The 18,299-nt window shown below is 75.6% G+C and carries 16 protein-coding genes; 12 read left to right on the forward strand and 4 right to left on the reverse strand.

From position 1 onward, the window contains the following. The first annotated feature begins 30 nt into the window (after positions 1–30). The 3 genes from F8274_RS03445 (at position 31) to F8274_RS03455 (ending at position 3,475) form a co-directional block, all read left to right on the forward strand. A complete protein-coding gene (locus F8274_RS03445; RefSeq protein ID WP_151460799.1) occupies positions 31–858 on the forward strand; it encodes an MEDS domain-containing protein in 828 nt (275 codons plus the stop codon). After that, positions 855–1,817 carry a sensor histidine kinase gene (locus tag F8274_RS03450; RefSeq protein WP_151460800.1) on the forward strand — a complete coding sequence of 321 codons (963 nt, stop codon included), beginning with the start codon at positions 855–857 and terminating at the stop codon, positions 1,815–1,817. Before F8274_RS03445 ends, F8274_RS03450 begins: the two co-directional genes overlap by 4 nt. Before the next feature lie 134 nt (positions 1,818–1,951). Then, positions 1,952–3,475 carry a hypothetical protein gene (locus F8274_RS03455; RefSeq protein WP_151460801.1) on the forward strand — a complete coding sequence of 508 codons (1,524 nt, stop codon included), beginning with the start codon at positions 1,952–1,954 and terminating at the stop codon, positions 3,473–3,475. A 19-nt stretch (positions 3,476–3,494) separates the two neighbouring features. Here the strand turns inward: F8274_RS03455 and F8274_RS03460 are convergent, their stop codons facing one another. Continuing rightward, positions 3,495–6,665, reverse strand: a complete 3,171-nt coding sequence (locus tag F8274_RS03460) for a BTAD domain-containing putative transcriptional regulator (RefSeq protein ID WP_225853584.1) — start codon at positions 6,663–6,665, stop codon at positions 3,495–3,497. A 130-nt stretch (positions 6,666–6,795) separates the two neighbouring features. Here F8274_RS03460 and F8274_RS03465 point away from each other — a divergent pair, with 130 nt between their 5' ends. The 7 genes from F8274_RS03465 to F8274_RS03495 all read left to right on the forward strand — a co-directional run bounded on the left by F8274_RS03465 (position 6,796) and on the right by F8274_RS03495 (position 13,403). Continuing rightward, complete coding sequence (locus tag F8274_RS03465) at positions 6,796–7,665, forward strand: alpha/beta fold hydrolase (RefSeq protein WP_151460802.1); 870 nt, start codon at positions 6,796–6,798, stop codon at positions 7,663–7,665. Between the two features lie 84 nt (positions 7,666–7,749). Then, positions 7,750–8,124, forward strand: a complete 375-nt coding sequence (locus tag F8274_RS03470; RefSeq protein ID WP_151460803.1) for a hypothetical protein — start codon at positions 7,750–7,752, stop codon at positions 8,122–8,124. Between the two features lie 43 nt (positions 8,125–8,167). Further along, positions 8,168–9,124 carry a prolyl aminopeptidase gene (gene pip / locus F8274_RS03475; RefSeq protein ID WP_151460804.1) on the forward strand — a complete coding sequence of 319 codons (957 nt, stop codon included), beginning with the start codon at positions 8,168–8,170 and terminating at the stop codon, positions 9,122–9,124. 75 nt (positions 9,125–9,199) lie between these two features. After that, entirely contained in the window at positions 9,200–10,033 is an 834-nt protein-coding gene (locus F8274_RS03480; RefSeq protein WP_151460805.1) for a metallophosphoesterase, read from the forward strand. Further along, positions 10,030–10,695 carry a 4'-phosphopantetheinyl transferase gene (locus F8274_RS03485; protein ID WP_151460806.1) on the forward strand — a complete coding sequence of 222 codons (666 nt, stop codon included), beginning with the start codon at positions 10,030–10,032 and terminating at the stop codon, positions 10,693–10,695. The genes F8274_RS03480 and F8274_RS03485 overlap by 4 nt, the downstream gene beginning before the upstream one ends. A gap of 55 nt (positions 10,696–10,750) precedes the next feature. Continuing rightward, positions 10,751–11,851, forward strand: a complete 1,101-nt coding sequence (locus F8274_RS03490; protein ID WP_151460807.1) for an L-dopachrome tautomerase-related protein — start codon at positions 10,751–10,753, stop codon at positions 11,849–11,851. A gap of 172 nt (positions 11,852–12,023) precedes the next feature. Next, positions 12,024–13,403 (forward strand): glycosyl hydrolase family 18 protein, encoded by a 1,380-nt coding sequence (locus tag F8274_RS03495; RefSeq protein ID WP_151460808.1) that lies wholly within the window; start codon positions 12,024–12,026, stop codon positions 13,401–13,403. Positions 13,404–13,455: 52 nt separating this feature from the next. On the opposite strand, the gene F8274_RS03500 is transcribed toward F8274_RS03495, so the two are convergent. Continuing rightward, positions 13,456–14,433, reverse strand: coding sequence for a DUF2804 domain-containing protein (locus F8274_RS03500; protein WP_151460809.1), 978 nt, complete (start codon positions 14,431–14,433; stop codon positions 13,456–13,458). Between the two features lie 132 nt (positions 14,434–14,565). On the opposite strand from F8274_RS03500, the gene F8274_RS03505 reads away from it, so the two are divergent. Then, entirely contained in the window at positions 14,566–15,135 is a 570-nt protein-coding gene (locus F8274_RS03505; RefSeq protein WP_151460810.1) for a snapalysin family zinc-dependent metalloprotease, read from the forward strand. Positions 15,136–15,381: 246 nt separating this feature from the next. Here F8274_RS03505 and F8274_RS03510 read toward each other — a convergent pair whose 3' ends face one another. Then, positions 15,382–16,137 carry a peptidylprolyl isomerase gene (locus F8274_RS03510; RefSeq protein WP_151460811.1) on the reverse strand — a complete coding sequence of 252 codons (756 nt, stop codon included), beginning with the start codon at positions 16,135–16,137 and terminating at the stop codon, positions 15,382–15,384. Positions 16,138–16,331: 194 nt separating this feature from the next. Between F8274_RS03510 and F8274_RS03515 the strand changes: the two genes are divergently transcribed. After that, a complete protein-coding gene (locus F8274_RS03515; RefSeq protein ID WP_151460812.1) occupies positions 16,332–16,655 on the forward strand; it encodes an anti-sigma factor antagonist in 324 nt (107 codons plus the stop codon). Between the two features lie 22 nt (positions 16,656–16,677). Here F8274_RS03515 and F8274_RS03520 read toward each other — a convergent pair whose 3' ends face one another. Continuing rightward, the gene (locus tag F8274_RS03520) at positions 16,678–18,237 is read right to left on the reverse strand and encodes a PP2C family protein-serine/threonine phosphatase (protein WP_151460813.1); all 1,560 of its coding nucleotides are present in this window, start codon (positions 18,235–18,237) and stop codon (positions 16,678–16,680) included. Between the last annotated feature and the right edge of the window lie 62 nt (positions 18,238–18,299).

The following is an 18,299-nucleotide window of genomic DNA, read 5'->3' on the forward strand; positions in this document are numbered from 1 at the left end:
GACCTAGACTGGCCGCGTGGGGGAGGCCGAGTGACCAGCGGGAGCGCGTCGTCGACGACGTACGGTCACGCCTGCCTGGCCTACGACGACCCGACGGCCCTGGACGCCCGGGCGGTCGCCTACCTGGCCGCGGGCCTCGCGGCCGGCGAGCAGGTCTGGCTGGTCGCGCCCGGCGACCGCGGCTCCCTGGTCCGCCGGCTGGACCGCCTCCCCGGTCTCGACGCCGCGCTGCGTCGGCGCGCGCTCCGACTGCTCCCGGTCGAGGACGCCTACCGCCACGACGAGGTCGTCGACCCGGACAAGCAGGTCCGGGCGTACGCGGCGGCCACCCGTGACGCGCTGGCCGCCGGCTACACCGGCCTGCGGGTGTTCGCCGAGGCCACCACGCTGGTCCGCTCCCCCGCCCAGCGGGAGGCCTTCACCCGCTACGAGCACCTCATCGACCGCTGGATGCGCCGCCACCCCATGTCGGCCGTCTGCGCCTACGACCGGCGGGAGCTGACCGGGGCGGCGGTCGCCGAGCTGGCCTGCATGCACCCCGAGACCAACACGGAGGTGTTGTTCCGGCTGCACGCCGGGGGCGGCGACGCGGTCGTCGAACTCGCCGGCGAACTGGACCCGTCCAACCACCGGCTCTTCGCCGCCGCGCTGGACCGGGCCGACCCGCGACCGGTGGACGGTCGGCTCGTGCTCCACGCCACCGGGCTGCGCTTCGTCGACCACCGCAGTCTGCTGCACCTGCGCGACCACGCCCGCCGGCACGACGCCACCGCCGTGCTGCGCACCTCGCGCTCCGCCGCGGCCCGGCTGGTCGAGCTGTTGGACCTCGACGAGGTGCGGGTGGAGGTGGTCCGATGAGGACGGGTGCGGCCGCCGGGCACGTCGGCTACTTCCACGAGGCGATCCTCTACGACTCCGACGACCACCTGCTGGCCGTGGTGCTGCCGTTCCTGCTCGGCGGGGTCGAGGCCGGCGAGCCGACCGTGGTCGGCTTCGGCGCGCGCAACGCGGAGCTGGTCCGCCGGGCCCTGCCCGCCGGCGCCGGGGTCACCTTCCTGCCCGGCGGGGACGTCTACGCCCGCCCCACCTCGGCGATCCGCTCCTACCGGAAGCTGCTGGGCTCGTACGTGGCCGACGGCGCCCGGCAGATCCGGATCGTCGGCGAGCTGCCGCCGGCCGTGCTCGGGGCCACCTGGGACTGGTGGGCCCGCTACGAGTCGGCCATCAACCACGCCTACGACGACTTCCCGCTGTGGAGCATGTGCGCGTACGACGCCCGGGCCACGCCGTCGCGGGTGCTCGCGGACGTGGCGCGGACCCATCCCCGGGTGGCGTTGCCGGACGGCAGCCACGTGCCGACCGACGTCTACACCGAACCGGCGAGCTACCTGGCCGAGCACCGCCTCGTGCTGCCCGACCCGGTGCAGCGGACGGCGCCGGCCGTCGAGCTGCACGACCCGACGCCCGCCCAGGCACGCGACGCGGTCCGTGCCGCACACCGGGGGCAGCTCCCGGCCGACCACCTCGACGACCTGGTCGTGTCGGTCAGCGAGGTGGTGAGCAACGCGCTGCGGCACGGTGTGCCGCCGGTGCGGATGCGGCTGTGGAGCGCACCGGACCGGATGGTGGTGACCGTGCACGACCGGGGTTCCGGCCCCGGCGACCCCTACGCCGGCCTGCTGCCCGCGGGCAACGGCGCCGCCGGTGGCCTGGGTCTGTGGATCAGCCACCAGTCGTGCAACCACGTGACGCTGCACCGGGACGCCGACGGCTTCACCGTCCGGCTGACCGCCGGAAATCCGTACTTCCCGGTCTGAGTCGACCCGCGTTCGCGATCGTGGGCGGGGCGGGGCGGAACCCGCGCGCCGACGGCGGTACCGTAGCGCCTCATCACGCCCTGCGGGGCGGTCATCCGCCGGCCTGGCGCTGGCGAACCGACGGAGGATGGCGCATGTCCAACGGCGAGGAACCGTTCGCACCCCACGACGACGTGTCCGCGCGACCGAGGTTCGACCAGGCGCTGCGCGGCTACGACAAACGCCAGGTGGACCGGTACGTCGAGCAGATGGACGGCGAACTGACCGCCGTGACGGCCGACCGGGACCGCGCGTACGCCCAGATGCGGGAGCTGACCGCGCAGACGCAGCGGGCGCAGACCGAGGCCGCCGAGCTGCGCCAGCGCCCCACGCAGGTGGACCGGGCGTCCTTCCGCGACCTGGGCCCGATGGTCGACCAGATCCTCGACCTGGCCGAGAAGCAGGCCGGGCAGATCACCGAGGCGGCCGCGAAGCGCGCGGCCGACCTCCAGGGGCAGGCGGAGAAGGTGCTGGCCACCGCGCGGGACGAGGCGGAGCGGGAGCGGCGCGAGCTGGCCGAGGAGCTGTCCACCCGCCGGGCCGAGCAGGAGCGGGCGGACGAGGAGCGGCACACGGCCGCGCAGGCGGAGCTGACCGCGATCCGGGAGCTGACCGAGAAGCTGCGCGTCGAGGGGCAGGCGGCCCACGACCGCGCGCAGCAGGAGGCGAAGCGGATCGCGGAGCAGAGCGCCCAGCAGGTCGAGCAGGCCCGCTCCGCGTCGGAGGCGCTGGTGAAGGCGGCGCGCACGCAGATCCAGCAGGAGGTGCAGGCCAACCGGAGCAAGGCCCAGCAGGAACTGGCGCAGTGGCAGGCCACCATGTCCCGGGAGCTGGACGAGCAGCGGGCCGCGGCCGAGCAGGAGCTGGCCGACCGGGCCACCGCCGCCGAGCGGGACAGCGCCGCCCTGGTCGCCGAGGCCCAGCAGTACGCCACCGAGGTGCGTGAGCGGGCCGACGAGGAGAACGCCGCGCACCAGGAGCAGCTCGCCACGGTGCAGCAGGAGATCCAGCAGCGGCAGGAGGCGCTCACCGAGCTCCGGGCCGAGCTGGAGACGGTCGCCCAGCAGCTGGAGCACACCCGCCGGGAGATCGCCACGGTGGAGCAGGAGGGCGCCGCGCTGGAGGAGCAGCTGGTCGTCGTGCGCCGGGACCTGACCGCGGAGACCAAGCGGCTGGAGGACGCGCGCCGGGCGGCGGACCTGGCCGAGCAGCACGCGAAGGAGACGCGGGCGCGGGTGCAGCGGGAGGCCAAGCGGGTCGCCGACCTGGCCGCCGCGGCGGTGATGGCGGCCGCCGCGGGCGGGGTGGAGACGGCCGAGTACCCGATGGTGGCTCCGCGTCCGGCCGCGACGCCGGCGGAGGCCACCCCCGTGGTGGTGCCCGCCCCGGCCCTGGTGGCCGTGCCCGTCGCGCCGGCCGCCCAGGCCGACCCGGAGCCGGACGAGCCGGCCGACGGCGACCGGCCCACCGCCGAGCCGTTCCTGGAGCGGGCCTCCCTGGACCGGCCGAGCTTCGACGCGTTCGCGGTGCGCGCCCCCGCGCAGCGGCCCGCCCCCGAGGCGGAGGTCACCGGGGAGCCGGCGGCCGGTCCGGAGGGTGGGGTCCCCGCCAACGCCTGACCGGTCCTCGCCGCCGTGGTCAGCCGAGCGCGGCGGCCAGGTCGGCGAGGTACCGGGCCACCGGCCCCGCGGTGAGCACGCCGCTGCCGGCGCCGGCCAGCTCGCCGGCGGCCGGCAGCAGGGCGGCGTGCAGCCGGGCCATGGTGGGGCGGTCGTCGAGGGCCAGGGCGGCCCGGGCGGCGACGCAGAGCCGGGCCTCGCGCAGCAGGTCGTGCGGCGAGGGCGGCAGGGCGCGCAGCGCGGCGGCGGCCTCGCCCCGGCGCCCGGCGGCGAGCAGGGCCAGCGGCCGGACCCACGGCGCGTACGGGCCGGCGTGGGCGGCATCGGCCAGCGCCGGCCCGGGGTCGTCGCCGGTGGACAGCCGCAGGCAGAGCAGTGCGAACGGCAGCAGCCCGCCGGCCATGCCGGGCATCTGCCCGGTGTCGAGCCGGACGGCCGCCGACCGGTACGCCGCCTCGGCCTCGGCGCCGCGTCCCGTCACCGCCAGCCGGAGGGCGGCGTACCAGGCGGTGAAGACGCCGACGAGGGGCAGCTCGTAGCGCGCGGCGAGGCGGTCGGCGGCGGCCGCGTGGGTGTCGGCGGCGGCCAGGTCGGCGAGGGCGCAGTGCGCCTGGAGCGCGACGAGGTGCCCGAGCACCTCGAAGGTGACCAGCCCGTGCCGGGCCGCCAGGTCGACCAGGTCGGCGCCGATGCGGGCGCGTTCCGGCGCCCGGCCCGCCCGGTCGAAGGTGTGCATGAAGCGGGCGTTGAGCGCGAAGGCCAGCAGGGCCGGGTCGTCGAGGCGGCGGGCGGTCTCCTCGGCCTCGGCGGCCGCCCGCCGGCCCCGGTCACCGGTGTCGCCGCGCAGCTCCAGGGCGAGGGTGCAGAGCAGCCGGACGCGCCGGGACGCCGGGTCGGCGGGAAGCGCGGCGAGGGCGGCCTCGGCCGCGGCGACGATCCGGCGGGACAGCTCCTCGTCGTCGTTGCGGGTCCAGACGGCCGGCACGTCGAACGCGGCCAGCACGTCCGCGGTGAGCCCCGGGTCGGCGAGGCGCTCGACGGTGGCGACGGCCTCGGCCCGCAGCCGGCGGGTCCGGTCGAGGTGGCCGGTGACGGCCAGGGCGCGGCCCCAGCCGATGACCGCCGCCAGCCGCCCGCGTACGTCGGTCCCGCCGGCCCGGTCGTGGGCGGCGACGGCCTGCTCCCAGAGGCGGGCCGCCTCGTGGGGGTGGCAGCGCCGCTCGGCCCGGACGGCGGCGGCCGTGGCGTACCGGGCGGCCCGGGTCGCGGCCTCCGGGCCGGGGGCCTGTCCGAAGTGGTGGGCCAGGGCGGTGACGTCGTCCGGCCGGAGGCGTTCGAGCACCGACCCGACGGCGGCGTGCCAGCGGGCCCGGCGCGGCGCCGACAGGTCGGTGTAGAGGGTGTCGCGGACCAGGATGTGGGCGAACCGGGTGCCGTCGGGGGTGAGGAACCCGTCCTGCGCCGCCCGATCCACGGCGTCCAGGGTGGCCTCCTCGCCGGCCAGCGCGGCCAGCACGTCGGCGTCGAGGTCGCGGCCGAGCACGGCGGCCTGCGCCAGCACCGTCCGGGTCGGCGCGGGCAGCTGCGCGAGGCGGTGCCGGATGACGTCCCGCACGCCGGCCGGTACGCGGTCCAGCGCGGCGGCCCCCTCGGCGGCGAGCAGCCGGGCCAGTTCCCGGACGAAGAACGGGTTGCCGCCGCTGCGCCGGTGCAGCGCCCGCACGGTGTCCGGGTCCGCCGCACCGGCCACGGCCCGGACCAGGTCGCCCGTCTCCGCCTCGGCGAGCCCGCCCAGGTAGACGCGGACCGGTTCGGTGGGCGCGAGCCGGGCCAGGGCCCCGGTCAGCGCCGGGGTGATCCCGGTGGCCCGGTACGTGCCGACCGCCAGCACCGGGCCGGTCACCGGCTCCGGGCCGGTGAACAGCGCGGTCAGCAGGTCGAGGGTGTCCTCGTCGGCCCGGTGCAGGTCGTCGAGGACGAGCAGCACGGGCCCCCGCCGCGCCGCCGCGCCGACCCGGGCGCCCGCGATCCGGTGCAGCCGGTAGCGGGCCACGGCCGGCTCGCCACCGTCCGGGAGAGCGGTCGGCGGTTCCCCGGCGTCGGGCAGGGCCGCGGCGAGCTGCGTCCACGGCCAGGCGGCCGGGGCGCCCTCGTACTCCGGCACCCGGCCGACGGCGCAGGTCCAGCCGGCGGCGGCGAGCCGGTCGGCCAGCGTCTCGACGAACGCGGTCTTGCCCGCGCCGGCGTCGCCGGAGACCAGCGCGAGCGCGGGCCGGCCGTCGCGGGCCACCTCCCCGGCCAGCCCCACGAGGCTCGCCAGTTCGGCCTCGCGCCCCACGAACGGGCGCCGCTCCTCCCCCGCTCCCCCGGCCGGTGGCGCGGCCGGGACGGCGACCGGAGCCGGGTCGAGGTGCGGGGCCTGGGCGAGGACGTCGGCCTCCAGCCGGCGCAGCCGGGGGCCGGGGTCCACCCCCAGCTCCCGGACCAGCACGGCCCGGGCCTCCCGCAGCGCGGCGAGCGCGTCGCCCTGCCGGCCCGCCCGGTAGAGGGCGGTCGCGAGCAGCCGCCAGGTCTCCTCTCGCAGCGGCTGGGCGGCGGCCTGGGCGCGCAGGTCGCCGGCGGCCTCGGCGGCGCGGCCCAGGGCCAGCAGAGCCTCGGCGCGCCGCTCGACGGCGAGCATCCGCAGCTCGTCCAACCGGTCGATCTCCGCCCGCGCCCACGGCTCGGCGGCGAACTCCGCGTAGGCGGGGCCGCGCCAGAGGGCGAGCGCGCCGTCCAGGGCTGCCAGCGCCGGGCCGGCGCGTCCGGCGGCGAGGAGTTCCCCGGCCGCAGCGGCGGCCGTCTCGAACCGGCCCGCGTCGACGGCCCCGGGGGCGGCCGCCAGGGCGTACCCGGGCGGGGCGGTGACCAGCAGCCGGGCCGGCTGCCGCGGGGGCCGGTCGGGCTCCAGGGCCCGGCGCAGGTCGGCGACGAACGTGCGGACCGCGCCGACCGCGCCCTCCGGCGGTTCCGCCCACAGGTCGCTGACGAGCCGGTCGACCGGCACCACGCGGCCGCGGGCGACCAGCAGGCGGGCCAGCACGGCCCGCTGCCGGGGGCCCTTCAGCGCCACCGGCCCCCGCTCGCCGGCCGCGACCAGCGGCCCGAGCACCCCGAAGGTCACTCCGGGTACGCGCGGCGGGTCGGTCACCCCGCCCACTCTAGGCAGCGCGGTGCGCGCGCACCGGCGGCCCGGCCAGGGCACTCATCCGATGCTGATCGGCCACTGACCGGCGCCGGGCAGGCTCGACGGGAACCGAGCACACCCGAGAGGACCTCTCATGATCAACGGATTCGAGTCGCGCCGCGTCACCGTCGCCGAGGGCGTCGCCCTGCACGCCGCGGTGGGCGGCAGCGGCAGCCCGGTCGTGCTGCTGCACGGCTTCCCGCAGACCCACCTGATGTGGCGGCACGTCGCCGCGGACCTCGCCGCCGACCACACGGTCATCTGCCCCGACCTGCGGGGGTACGGCGACAGCGACAAGCCCGCCGACACCGACGGCGCGGCCTACGCCAAGCGGACCATGGCCGCCGACGTGGTGGCGCTGGCCCGGGCGCTGGGGCACGACCGGTTCGCCCTGGTCGGGCACGACCGGGGCGCCCTGGTGGCGATCCGCGCCGGCCTGGACCACCCGGAGACGGTCACCCACCTGGCGTCGCTGGACGTGCTGCCGACCCTCGACACCTGGGAGGTGATGCACGGCGTCACGGCGGCGGTCGGCTTCCACCTCTACCTGATGGCCCAGCCGCCGGGGCTGCCCGAGCGGCTGATCGGCGCCGCGCCGGACGAGTTCTTCGGGTACTTCCTCGACCTGTGGGCCGGCGACCCGGACGCGATCCCCGCCGACGTGCGGGCCGCGTACCTGCGGGCCTGTCGGGCGGCGGTCCCCTCGATCGTGGCGGACTACCGGGCCTCGGCCGGCGTAGACCTCGCGCACGACGAGGCGGACCGGGCGGCGGGCACCGTGCTGCGGATGCCGGTGACCGTGCTCCAGCAGGACTGGGGCGCGGCGCTCGGCTTCGACGCGGCGGCGCGCTGGCGGGCCTGGGCCCCGGACCTGCGCCACGTGCCGGTATCGTACGGCCATTTCATGGCCGAGGAGGCCCCGGCCGAGGTGGTGAAGGAACTGCGCGCGCTGCTGGCCCGCTGAGGCGCCCTTGCCCCGGACCGTGGAAGATGCAAATATTCGGATCACTGTACGTGTGGGGGCTATCACGTTCGGGGGTTGATCGACATGCGGAAGCTTTCCTCGATGGCGGCGGCGGTCGCGCTGACGCTGGGCTGCACCGGTGTGGCGGTGGTGAGCGCGGCGGGCCCGGCGAGCGCGACGTGCAGCCACGCGCACTCCAACATCGACACCAAGTTGGGCTCGCTCTTCAACGCCGCCAACGTCAACATCCGCACCGGCCCGCACACGACCTGCGGATCGCTCGGCTACGGCCAGCTCAGCCACAGCGTCGACTTCCACTGCTACACCAACGGCGACCGGGTCAGCGCCAACGGCCACACCACCTACACCTGGACCTACCTGAGGGACAGCACGACCGGTGTCTCCGGCTGGGTCGCCGACGCCCTGCTCGACAACCTGGGCAGCAGCATCGCCTGCTGACCGTCCCCGCACGACCCGCCCCGAGGGGGCAGGATGGTCCGGCATGACCGAGCCACGCCTGTACCCGCCCGTCGAGCCGTACGCCACCCACCGGATCGCCGTCGGCGACGGCCACGAGCTCCACGTGGAGGAGGTGGGGCGGCCGGACGGCGTACCCGTGGTGTTCCTGCACGGCGGGCCGGGCGGCGGCCTGGTGCCGGCGGCACGGCGGTTCTTCGACCCGCGGCGCTACCGCGCCGTGCTGTTCGACCAGCGCGGCGCGGGGCGCAGCACCCCGTTCGGTGGGCTGCGGGGCAACACCACCTGGCACCTCGTGGCCGACCTGGAGACGATCCGGGAACGGCTCGGGATCGACCGCTGGCTGGTGTTCGGCGGGTCGTGGGGGGTCACCCTGGGCCTGGCGTACGCCCAGACCCACCCGGACCGGGTCACCGGGCTGATCCTGCGCGGGGTGCTGCTGCTGCGGCGCAGCGAGCGGGACTGGTTCTACCAGGGCGGCCTGCGCCACCTCCAGCCGGACGAGTGGGAGCGGTTCGTCGCCCCGATCCCCGCCGCCGAGCGGGGCGACGTGCTGGCGGCGTACCACCGGCGGCTGCACGGACCGGACGAGGCGCAGGCCCGGGCCTGCGCGGTCGCCTGGGGGCGCTGGGAGGCCGTCAACTCCTCCCTGCGCCCCGACCCGGGGGTGCTCGCCCACTTCACCGGCGAGGAGCAGGCGCTGCCTATCGCCCGGATCCTCTCCCACTACGCCGTGCACGGCGGCTTCCTCACCGAGACGCAACTGCTCGACGGCGTGGACCGGATCCGCCACCTGCCCGCCGTGATCGTCAACGGCCGCTACGACCTGTGCTGCCCGCCGGTGTCCGCGTACGACCTGGCCCGGCGCTGGCCGGAGGCGGAGCTGCGGATCGTGCCCGGTGCCGGGCACTCGGCGGCCGAGCCGGGCATCGCCCGGGAACTGCTCCGCGCCACCGACCGGTTCGCCGACCTGCTCACCTGACCGTCCGGGTCGGACCCCCGACACCGGCCAGGTCGCGGCTGTCCATCCGGGATCGGCGCTGGCAAGATCGGTTGCGTGACGGGTGCGCTGTTCGCGGTCAGTGACCTCCATGTGTCGTACGCCGAGAACCGCGCGGTGGTGGACGGCCTGCGGCCGGAGTCGGCGGACGACTGGCTGATCGTGGCCGGCGACGTCGGCGAGGTGTTCGCGGACATCGAGCGGACGTTGCGGCAGCTCCGCGACCGGTTCGCCCGGGTGGTGTGGGTGCCCGGCAACCACGAGCTGTGGACGCACCCGGCCGACCCGGTGACCCTGCGCGGCCGGGCCCGCTACGACGCGCTGGTGGAGATGTGCCGCGGCCTGGGCGTGCTCACCCCGGAGGACGACTATCCGGTGTGGCGCGGCGAGGGCGGGCCGGTCATCGTGGCGCCGCTGTTCCTGCTCTACGACTACTCGTTCCGGGCCCCGGGCACGACCTCCAAGGAGGAGTCGCTGCGCGCGGCGTACGCGGCGGGGGTGGTGTGCACCGACGAGATGCTGCTGCACCCCGACCCGCACCCGGACCGGGAGTCCTGGTGCGGGGAGCGGATCGCCGGGACCGAGCGGCGGCTGGCCGGCGTCGACCCGGCGCTGCCGACCGTGCTGGTCAACCACTGGCCGCTGGTCCGCCAGCCCACCGACGTGCTCTGGTACCCGGAGTTCGCCCAGTGGTGCGGCACCGACCGCACGGCCGATTGGCACCTGCGGCACCGGGCCGCCGTGGCGGTCTACGGGCACCTGCACATCCCCCGCACCACCCACTACGACGGGGTGCGCTTCGAGGAGGTGTCGCTGGGCTACCCGCGCGAGTGGGGCCGGCGGGGCGGCGAGCCCCGGCCGATGCGGCGGATCCTCGGCGGCGCCGCGTGATCGAGGCCCTGCTCCCGCCGACGGCGGTCGCCGTCGAGGCGTTCGCCGACATCCCCGGCGAGGCTCCCCATCCCGGCGAGGAGGACCTGCTGGCCCGGGCCGTGGAGGGCCGCCGCCGCGAGTTCGTCACGGCCCGCCGCTGCGCCCGGGAGGCCCTGACCCGCCTCGGGTACGCCCCGGCGCCGATCCGCCCCGGTCCGAAGCGGGAGCCGCGGTGGCCGGCCGGCGTGGTCGGCAGCATCACCCACTGCGACGGCTACCGGGCCGCGGCGGTCGCCCGGGACACCGCGCTGGCCGGGCTCGGCATCGACGCCGAACCCCACGAGCCGCTGCCCGACGGCGTGACTCAGGTGGTCACCACGGCCGGCGAGCCCGCGTCGCTGGCGCGGCTGCGCGCCGCCCACCCGGCCGTGCACTGGGACCGGCTGCTGTTCAGCGCCAAGGAGTCGGTCTACAAGGCGTGGTATCCACTGACCGGCCGCTGGCTCGGCTTCGAGGACGCCGAGCTGTCGGTCGATCCGGCCGTGGGGCGCTTCGCGGCGCGGGTCCTGGTCGACGCCACCCGCGCCGACGGCGGCCCGCCGCTGGCCACGCTGCACGGCCGGTGGCTGGTCGCCGGCGGGCTGGTGGTCACTGCCGTGGCCGTGCCCCGGCAGCCGTGAACGTTTACGCCCCGCTGCACCGGGAAGGCCGGGGCCTCACGGTCAGGAGCGGCGGATGAACGGACCCATGGGCGACGAGCCGGTCGGCGACCTCGAACTGGTGCACACCTTCACCGGGCCGATGCCGACCGGGGTCAGCGTGTCGCACACCGGCCGGGTCTTCGTGAACTTCCCCCAGTGGGGGGACGAGGTGCCGGCCACCGTCGTCGAGCTGCGCGACGGCCGGGAGGTGCCCTTCCCGGACGAGTCCTGGAACAGCCCGTCCGGGAACGACGACCCGAACGCCTTCGTCTCGGTGCAGAGCATCGTGGTGGACCCGGCCGACCGGCTCTGGGTGGTCGACACCGGCAGCCCGATGTTCCAGCCGACGAAGCCGGGCGGGCCGAAGCTCGTCCGGGTCGACCTGGACACCGACACCGTCGGGCAGGTGATCACCTTCCCGACCGACGTGGCGCTGCCCACGACCTACCTGAACGACGTGCGCTTCGACCTGCGCCGGGGCGACGCCGGCCTCGCGTACCTCACCGACTCCTCCGGCTCGGGGCCGAACGGCATCGTCGTGGTGGACCTGGCCACCGGCGCGTCGTGGCGGCGGCTGCACGACCACCCGTCCACGAAGGCGGAGCCGCTGGAGTCGTTCCGCCCGGTCGTGGAGGGCCGGCCGTTCCTGGAGCGCCCCGCCGACGGGCCGCCGAAGCCGGTCGCCATGGGCTCGGACGGCATCGCCATCTCGGCTAACGGCTCCCGGCTGCACTACTGCCCGCTCGCCTCCCGCCGCTGGTACAGCGTGGCCACGGACGCCCTGGCGGACCGGACGCTGCGCGAGGAGCAGGTGGCGGCCACCGTGGTGGACGAGGGCGACAGAGGCGGCGCCTCGGACGGCCTGGAGACCGACGACTCCGGCGCCTTCTACCTGACCTCCTACGAGCACAACGCCGTGCTGCGCCGCCGGGCGGACGGCGAGTTCGAGACCCTGGTGCACGACCCGCGGCTGCTCTGGCCCGACACCATGTCGGTGGCCGCCGACGGCTATCTCTACGTCACCGCCAACCAACTGCACCGGCAGGCGAAGTACCAGGGCGGCACCGACCTGCGGCGCAAGCCGTACGCCCTGTTCCGGGTCCGCATCGACGCCGGACCGGTCCGGCTGCGCTGACCAGCCGCGCCCGGATTCATCGAAAGGCATCGTTGACGGCTTAGTTAATACTCTTTAATATTTGGTCCACCTCGAGGAACACCGTCCCCTGTCCGACCCGTACCGTTCGGCCGTGCCGCCCGACCAGCGCTGGCCGGGCGGCACGGCGCCCCCTGCACCGGGAAGGCCCTCGATGTCCGCACCGCGCCCCCGCCGCCGTTCCCCCGTGGCCGCCGGCCTGCTCGCGCTCGCCACCGCCACGGCGACGCTCGCGCTGACCCCGACCGCCGCCGACGCCGTCGTCCTGCCGAACAACTTCAAGAGCGTCGGCTACATGCCGTCCTGGAGCGGCAGCGTCAACAGCATCCAGTACGGCAAGCTCACCCACATCAACTACGCGTTCGTGCTACCCAACAACGACGGCAGCCTGCGCCCCGTGGAGAACCCCAGCAAGCTCTCCTCGCTGGTGTCGCTCGGGCACGCCAACAACGTCAAGGTGTCAATCGCGATCGGCGGCTGGAACGACGGCAACGACTCGGCGTTCGAGGCGCTCGCCGCGAACTCCGGCGCCCGCGGCGCGTTCGTCACCAACGTGGTCAACTTCGTCAACCAGTACAACCTCGACGGCGTCGACATCGACTGGGAGTATCCCGACCCGGGCGCCTCGGCCACCAACTACACCGCGCTCATGCAGCAGCTCGGCAGCGCCCTGCACAGCCGCGGCAAGCTGCTCACCGCCGCCGTGGTCTCCGAGGGCTACTACGTCGACGGCGTGCAACCGGCGGTCTTCGGCTCGGTCGACTGGCTGAACATCATGGCGTACGACGGCGGCAGCCCGCACGCCAACTACGACTGGTCGATCAACAGCGTCAACCTGTGGAAGTCGCGCGGCCTGCCGGCCGCCAAGGCGGTGCTCGGCGTGCCCTTCTACAGCCGGCCCGGCTACTACACCTATTCCGCGCTGGTCGGCATGGACCCGGCCAACGCCAACCGTGACTGCACCACGGTGAGCGGCGCCCAGCAGTGCTACAACGGCGTGCCGACCGTGAAGCGCAAGACCCAGTGGGCGCTGGCCAACGCCGGCGGGATGATGAACTGGGAGCTGTCCCAGGACACCACCGGCGCGACCTCGCTGGTCAGCGCCATCTACGACACCGTCATGGGCGGCGGCACCCCGCCGCCGAGCGGGCGGACCGGTCCGATCACCGGTATCGGCGGCAAGTGCGTCGACGTCGCCGCGGCCGGCACCGCCAACGGCACCGCGGTCCAGCTCTACACCTGCAACGGCACGGCCGCGCAGAGCTGGACGGTGGCCGGCGACGGCACCCTGCGGGCGCTGGGCAAGTGCGCCGACGTGACCAGCGGCTCCACGGCCAACGGGGCCAAGGTGCAGCTCTGGGACTGCAACGGCAGCGGCGCCCAGGTCTGGCAGGCGCAGTCCAACGGCACCCTGCGCAACCCGCAGTCGAACCGGTGCCTGGACGCCACCGACAACAGCTCCGCCAACGGCACCCGGCTGCAGATCTGGGACTGCTTCGGCGGCGCCAACCAGGTCTGGCGGCTGCCGGTCTGAGCACCGGCCGAGATCCCCGCCGCGCCGGCCCGGGCGCGGCGGGGCTCCGCCGTCACCAACGGTTGCGGGCCTCCTCCGCCCAGCCGACCAGGCCGTCGAGGTCCACCCGCTCGCCGTCGTCCGTGGCGGCCCAGCCGGAGAAGTGCCCGAAGCACTGGTGGGTCTCCCCCGCCAGCACGACGAGGTTGGTGCGCGCCACCCGCTCGTGGAACGGGTGGAACGCCAGGTCCACCCGGTCGCCGGTGACGCGCCACGGCCGCAGCCAGTCGGCGCGGTCGTAGCTCCAGGTGAGGTCCGCGCCGATCTTGTGCAGCCGCCCGTCGAGGAACACCGCGTTCTCCGTCGCGCCGGTGCCGTCGGTCCACCTGCCACCGAGCTGGATGGCCCGGCCCGGTGCGCTGCCGGCGGCCCAGTTCCAGCTCACCGCGTACCGCCACTTGCCGCGGCCGTGGTCGAGCACCGCGAACGACTCGGTGCCGACCGGGTACGCCGTGCCGTCCACGCGGAGCGTGCCCCGCACCGGCCGGCCGACGTCCTTGTGCGTGTACTGGAACCGCCGGGTGCTCCACGGCACCACCACGCCCAGCGACTCGTGCCCCGGCGGCAGGGGCGCCACGAGGTCCACCTCGACGCCGGGCGCGGTGGCCCGGATGGTGCTGCCGTCGGGTCGCTGGTCGACCTCGACCACCAGGCCGCCACCGCGGGCCCGCACCGCGCCCGCGCCGCTGACCGGCGGGAGCACCGCGCCGCGGGCGAGCGGGACGACGGCCTCGGTGGTCCGCTCGATCCCGGTGCGGCGGTCGAGCAGGTAGAGGCTGTGCACGCCGGCGTAGTCCAGCGACGACGCGACCAGGCCGACGATGTGCGTCGGTGTGACGACGCCCCAGTGCTCCCAGCGCTTGGCCCGGCCCCAGCCGCGCAGGTTCGCCCGGTGCAGCGGGCGGCGACTCCAGCCCACCGCCGCCGGGTTCAGCCGCCCGTCCGGCCGGCACAGGTCGACCGGCTCGATGATCTCCCGCTCGTGCGTCATCGACGCAGGCTACCGGCTCCGGCGCACGGTCGAGCCGACAAAGCGATTTCCATCGATGCTTTATATCGATGCAAGACGATATATAGGCTGTGCCGGTCCCCGCTCGACCCCGTCCCACAAGGAGAGTGAGCGATGCGTCTACCCAAGGTCACCCGGTTCCTCGCCACCGTCGCCACCGCGGCGCTGGCGGCGCTGGGCACCGTCACCGTCGACGCGGCGCCGGCCTCCGCCGCCGTCCGCAACGTCTGCTACAACACCAGCCAGGCCGGGCCGTTCGCCAGCTACGCCGTCCAGGCCGCCTCGATCTGGAACAACCGCACGAACAACATCAACATGGCGCAGTGCGGCTCGAACCTGATGATCTACTACACCTACGGCGGCGGCTCGTACGCCCAGCGCACGAGCCTCGGCAACGGCCGCGTCGTCATCGACTACTACCAGGCGCAGCAGTACTCGCCGCTGCGGATCATGACCCACGAGATCGGGCACATCCTCGGCCTGCCCGACAACTACAACGGCAACTGCGCCATCCTCATGTCCGGCGGCAGCGCCGGCGCCAGCTGCACCAACCCGTACCCGAGCACCGCCGAGGCCGCCCGGGTCGACCAGCTGTTCGGCTTCGCCGCCGCCCGCAGCGCGACGACGCCGCAGGTCTTCACCGGCAGCTGGCCGGCACCCGCCACGGCGGGCGCCCAGCGCTGACCGACCGCACCGAGGACGCCCGGCCGGAGCGGCGCAGAGCCGACCCGGCCGGGCGGTCCCGGCTCAGGACAGGAACCGGTCCAACGTCAGCTCGTAGCGCGAGGAGACGTAGGAGACCGTGACGACGGGTATCCGGCAATGGATCACGGCCAGGGTAGTGAGCGACGCAAACCCCCATCGCCCGTCGACGAGCGGCACCCGGAACCCGGTGGGGCGGTGTGGGCACCCGCCCCACCGGGCGCGGGTTCAGCGGCCCCGGGTGGCCTTGCAGATCTCCACGGGCCGGGCCGGCGCGCCGTCGACCGGCGCCGGGTCCTCGGGCGTGGCGGCGATCCCGCCGGCCGCGATCCGGTCCAGGGTGGCCAGACCGGCCGCGTCGATCGTGCCGAAGACGGTGTAGTTGGGGCGCAGCGCCGAGTCGGACTGCACCAGGAAGAACTGGCTGCCGTTGGTGTCCGGGCCGGCGTTGGCCATGGCCAGGGTGCCCCGGGCGTAGAGGCGGCGGACCCCGGTCGGGTCGGTCGGCGCGGGCGGCAGGTCGGTGGGCAGCTCGTCGGCGTACCGGTAGCCCGGCCCGCCCTCGCCGGTGCCCGACGGGTCACCGCACTGGAGCACCTTCAGCGTCGGGTACGCGGTGAGCCGGTGGCAGACCGTCCGGTCGTAGAACCGGTGCCGGGCCAGGTGCAGGAAGCTCTGCACGGTGCACGGGGCCTGCTCGCGGTCGAGGGTCAACCCGATCGGCCCCTGGTTGGTCCGCAACGTGACCCGGACGGTGCCCCGGTCGGGCGTGCGGCGGGGGTCCGGCGGCAGCGGCACCGGCCGGGCGGCCGGCTCGTCCGGCGTCGGCGTGTACGCGCACGGGCCCTTCGTGGGCGCCGGCGGGACGGGCGCCGCGGAGGCGGCGACACCTCCGGTGGCGACCAGCGCGGCGGCGACCACCGCCACCCCGGCGAGACGGGCCAGCAGCGGCGGTGCGGCGTGCGGTCGGGTTTCGCTCGACACGTGGGTCCTCCCTGGACTCGTGGTACCAGAAAGACCGGAGTCTATGGAGGTGCCGAACGGATGTCGATGACGGTCGACGCCGCGCGCCGCGGCCGACGCGGCTCCGCGCACCACGGGCCGGCGACCGGCGCCCCGAAAGGTGACATGATGGCGCCGACCAGGCCGGTGCTCCAGGCGAGAAAGCGTGGCTGTCCATGGCGTCCTTCCAGGCGAGGACCTCCCGCGAACCGGGACGGACGGTGGTCCGGCTGGCCGGCGAGTGCGACCTGGCCGCCCGGGAACGGCTGACCGGCACGCTGCTGGCCGCCGTGGACGGCGCTCCGGTCGTGGTGGTCGACCTGGCCGCGGTCGACTTCCTCGACTCCACCGGCATCCACGCGCTGGTGGCGGCGCACCACCGGGCGCGGGCGGCGGACGGCCGGCTCTACCTGGTCAACGCCGCCGGGGCGGTGGCCGCCCTGCTGGCGCTGACCGGCGTCGGCGACCTGCTCCGGCACCCCGGGGAGACGGCCGGCTGATCCGTCCGGCCGCCGCGGACGGTCAGGGCAGCACGCGGACGGCCAGGGTGCAGGTGTCGTCGTCCGGGCTGGGCCGGTGCAGGGCGTCGCGCAGCCGGGCCAGGGATCCTGCCCCCGGCCGGCCGGAGAGCGCCGCCAGGGCCGAACGGACCTCCGCCAACCGGTCCCCGGGGCTCCCGGCGCGGCGTTCCGTCAGCCCGTCGGTGTAGAGCAGCAGCACGTCGTCGCCGCGCAGCTCGGTGGTGACCACCGGGTAGCGGGCGGCGGGGTCGGCGCCCAGCAGCATCCCGGCGGGCCGGCCGAGGTCGCCGGTCGCCCCCGCCCGGGACAGCATCGGCAGCGGGTGCCCGGCCCGCGCCCAGGCCAGGCGCCGGGTCGCCGGGTCGAAGACGGCGAGCACCGCGGTGCCGGTGATCGCCAGTTGGCCGCAGAGCCGGTTCAGGTGCCCGAGCAGCGCCGCCGGCTCGCGGATGCCGATCGACAGCCAGGCGACCAGCGCGAAACGCAGGTGCGCCATGCCGCTGGCCGCCTCCAGCCCGTGCCCGGCCACGTCGCCGACCGCCAGCACGACCGACCCGTCCGGCAGCGTCTCGGCGTGGTACCAGTCCCCACCGACCCGCAGGGCGCTCTCCGCCGGAAGGTAGCCGACCAGCACCTCCAGGCCGGCCAGGGCGACCGGCTCGCGGGGCACCGGTTGGATGAGGTTCTGGAGCTGCCCGGCGAGGCGGTGCTCGGCCAGCGCGGTGGTCTCCCGGGTCCGCAACTGGTCGTGGAGCTGTTCGATGGCGCTCCGGGAGTTCTCCCGCACGGTCACGTCCTGGACCACCGCGTAGACCTTCACCGGCGCGCCGCCCTCGTCGCGGGCCACGTCGGACAGGATCCGCAGGTGCTTGACGGTCCCGCCCGCGCGGAACCGCACCGTGACGTCGGAGGCCGCGCCGCTGTCCAGCGTCTGCCAGGCGGCCTCCCGCAGGCCCTGGTCGGCGGGAAGGAGCGCGGCGCCCTGGTCGGCCCGGGACATCGGCCCGAGCGCCGGGTCCCGCTCGAAGATGCGGTACATCCCCGGTGACCACTCGCTGCGACCGGTGACCAGGTCGTACTCCGCCCAGCCCAGGCTGCCCAGCAGTTCCGTGCGGGCCAGCCGGAGGCGGTGCTCGTCGAGCCGCTGCCACCAGACCAGCAGGCCGCCCAGCACCCGGTGCACGCTCACGTCGAAGGCCGAGTCGGCGACGACGCCCGCGCCGTGGCCGGCGTACCGGAAGTCGGGCAGGTGGGCGGGCTCCCCGGTGGCGAGCACCTGGTGGTACGCCTGCCACAGCGGGCCGGCGACCATGCCGGGATACAGCGTGCTGAGCGGTTGGCCGACCCGCCCGGCGCCCCGGCCGTGGACGTCGCGCCCCTGCGCGCTGACGGCGGCCACCAGGAAGTCGGCCACCGCGCCGTCCGGCGCCCGCACCGGCAGCAGCCAGGTGCACCCCGCCGGGATCGTCGCCAGCACCTGCCGGAGCGCCGCCACCACGGGATCGGCGGTCGACGGGGCCGCCGGCTCGGCGGGCGCGTGCGGCACGGCCTCGTCTGCCATGCCGGCAGCCTAGCCAGCTCCGGAGCCCCACGGTGGATCCGGAATCCGCCCGTTTCCGGGAG

It is taken from the genome of Micromonospora sp. AMSO31t (assembly GCF_008868175.1).
Lineage (GTDB): Bacteria > Actinomycetota > Actinomycetes > Mycobacteriales > Micromonosporaceae > Micromonospora.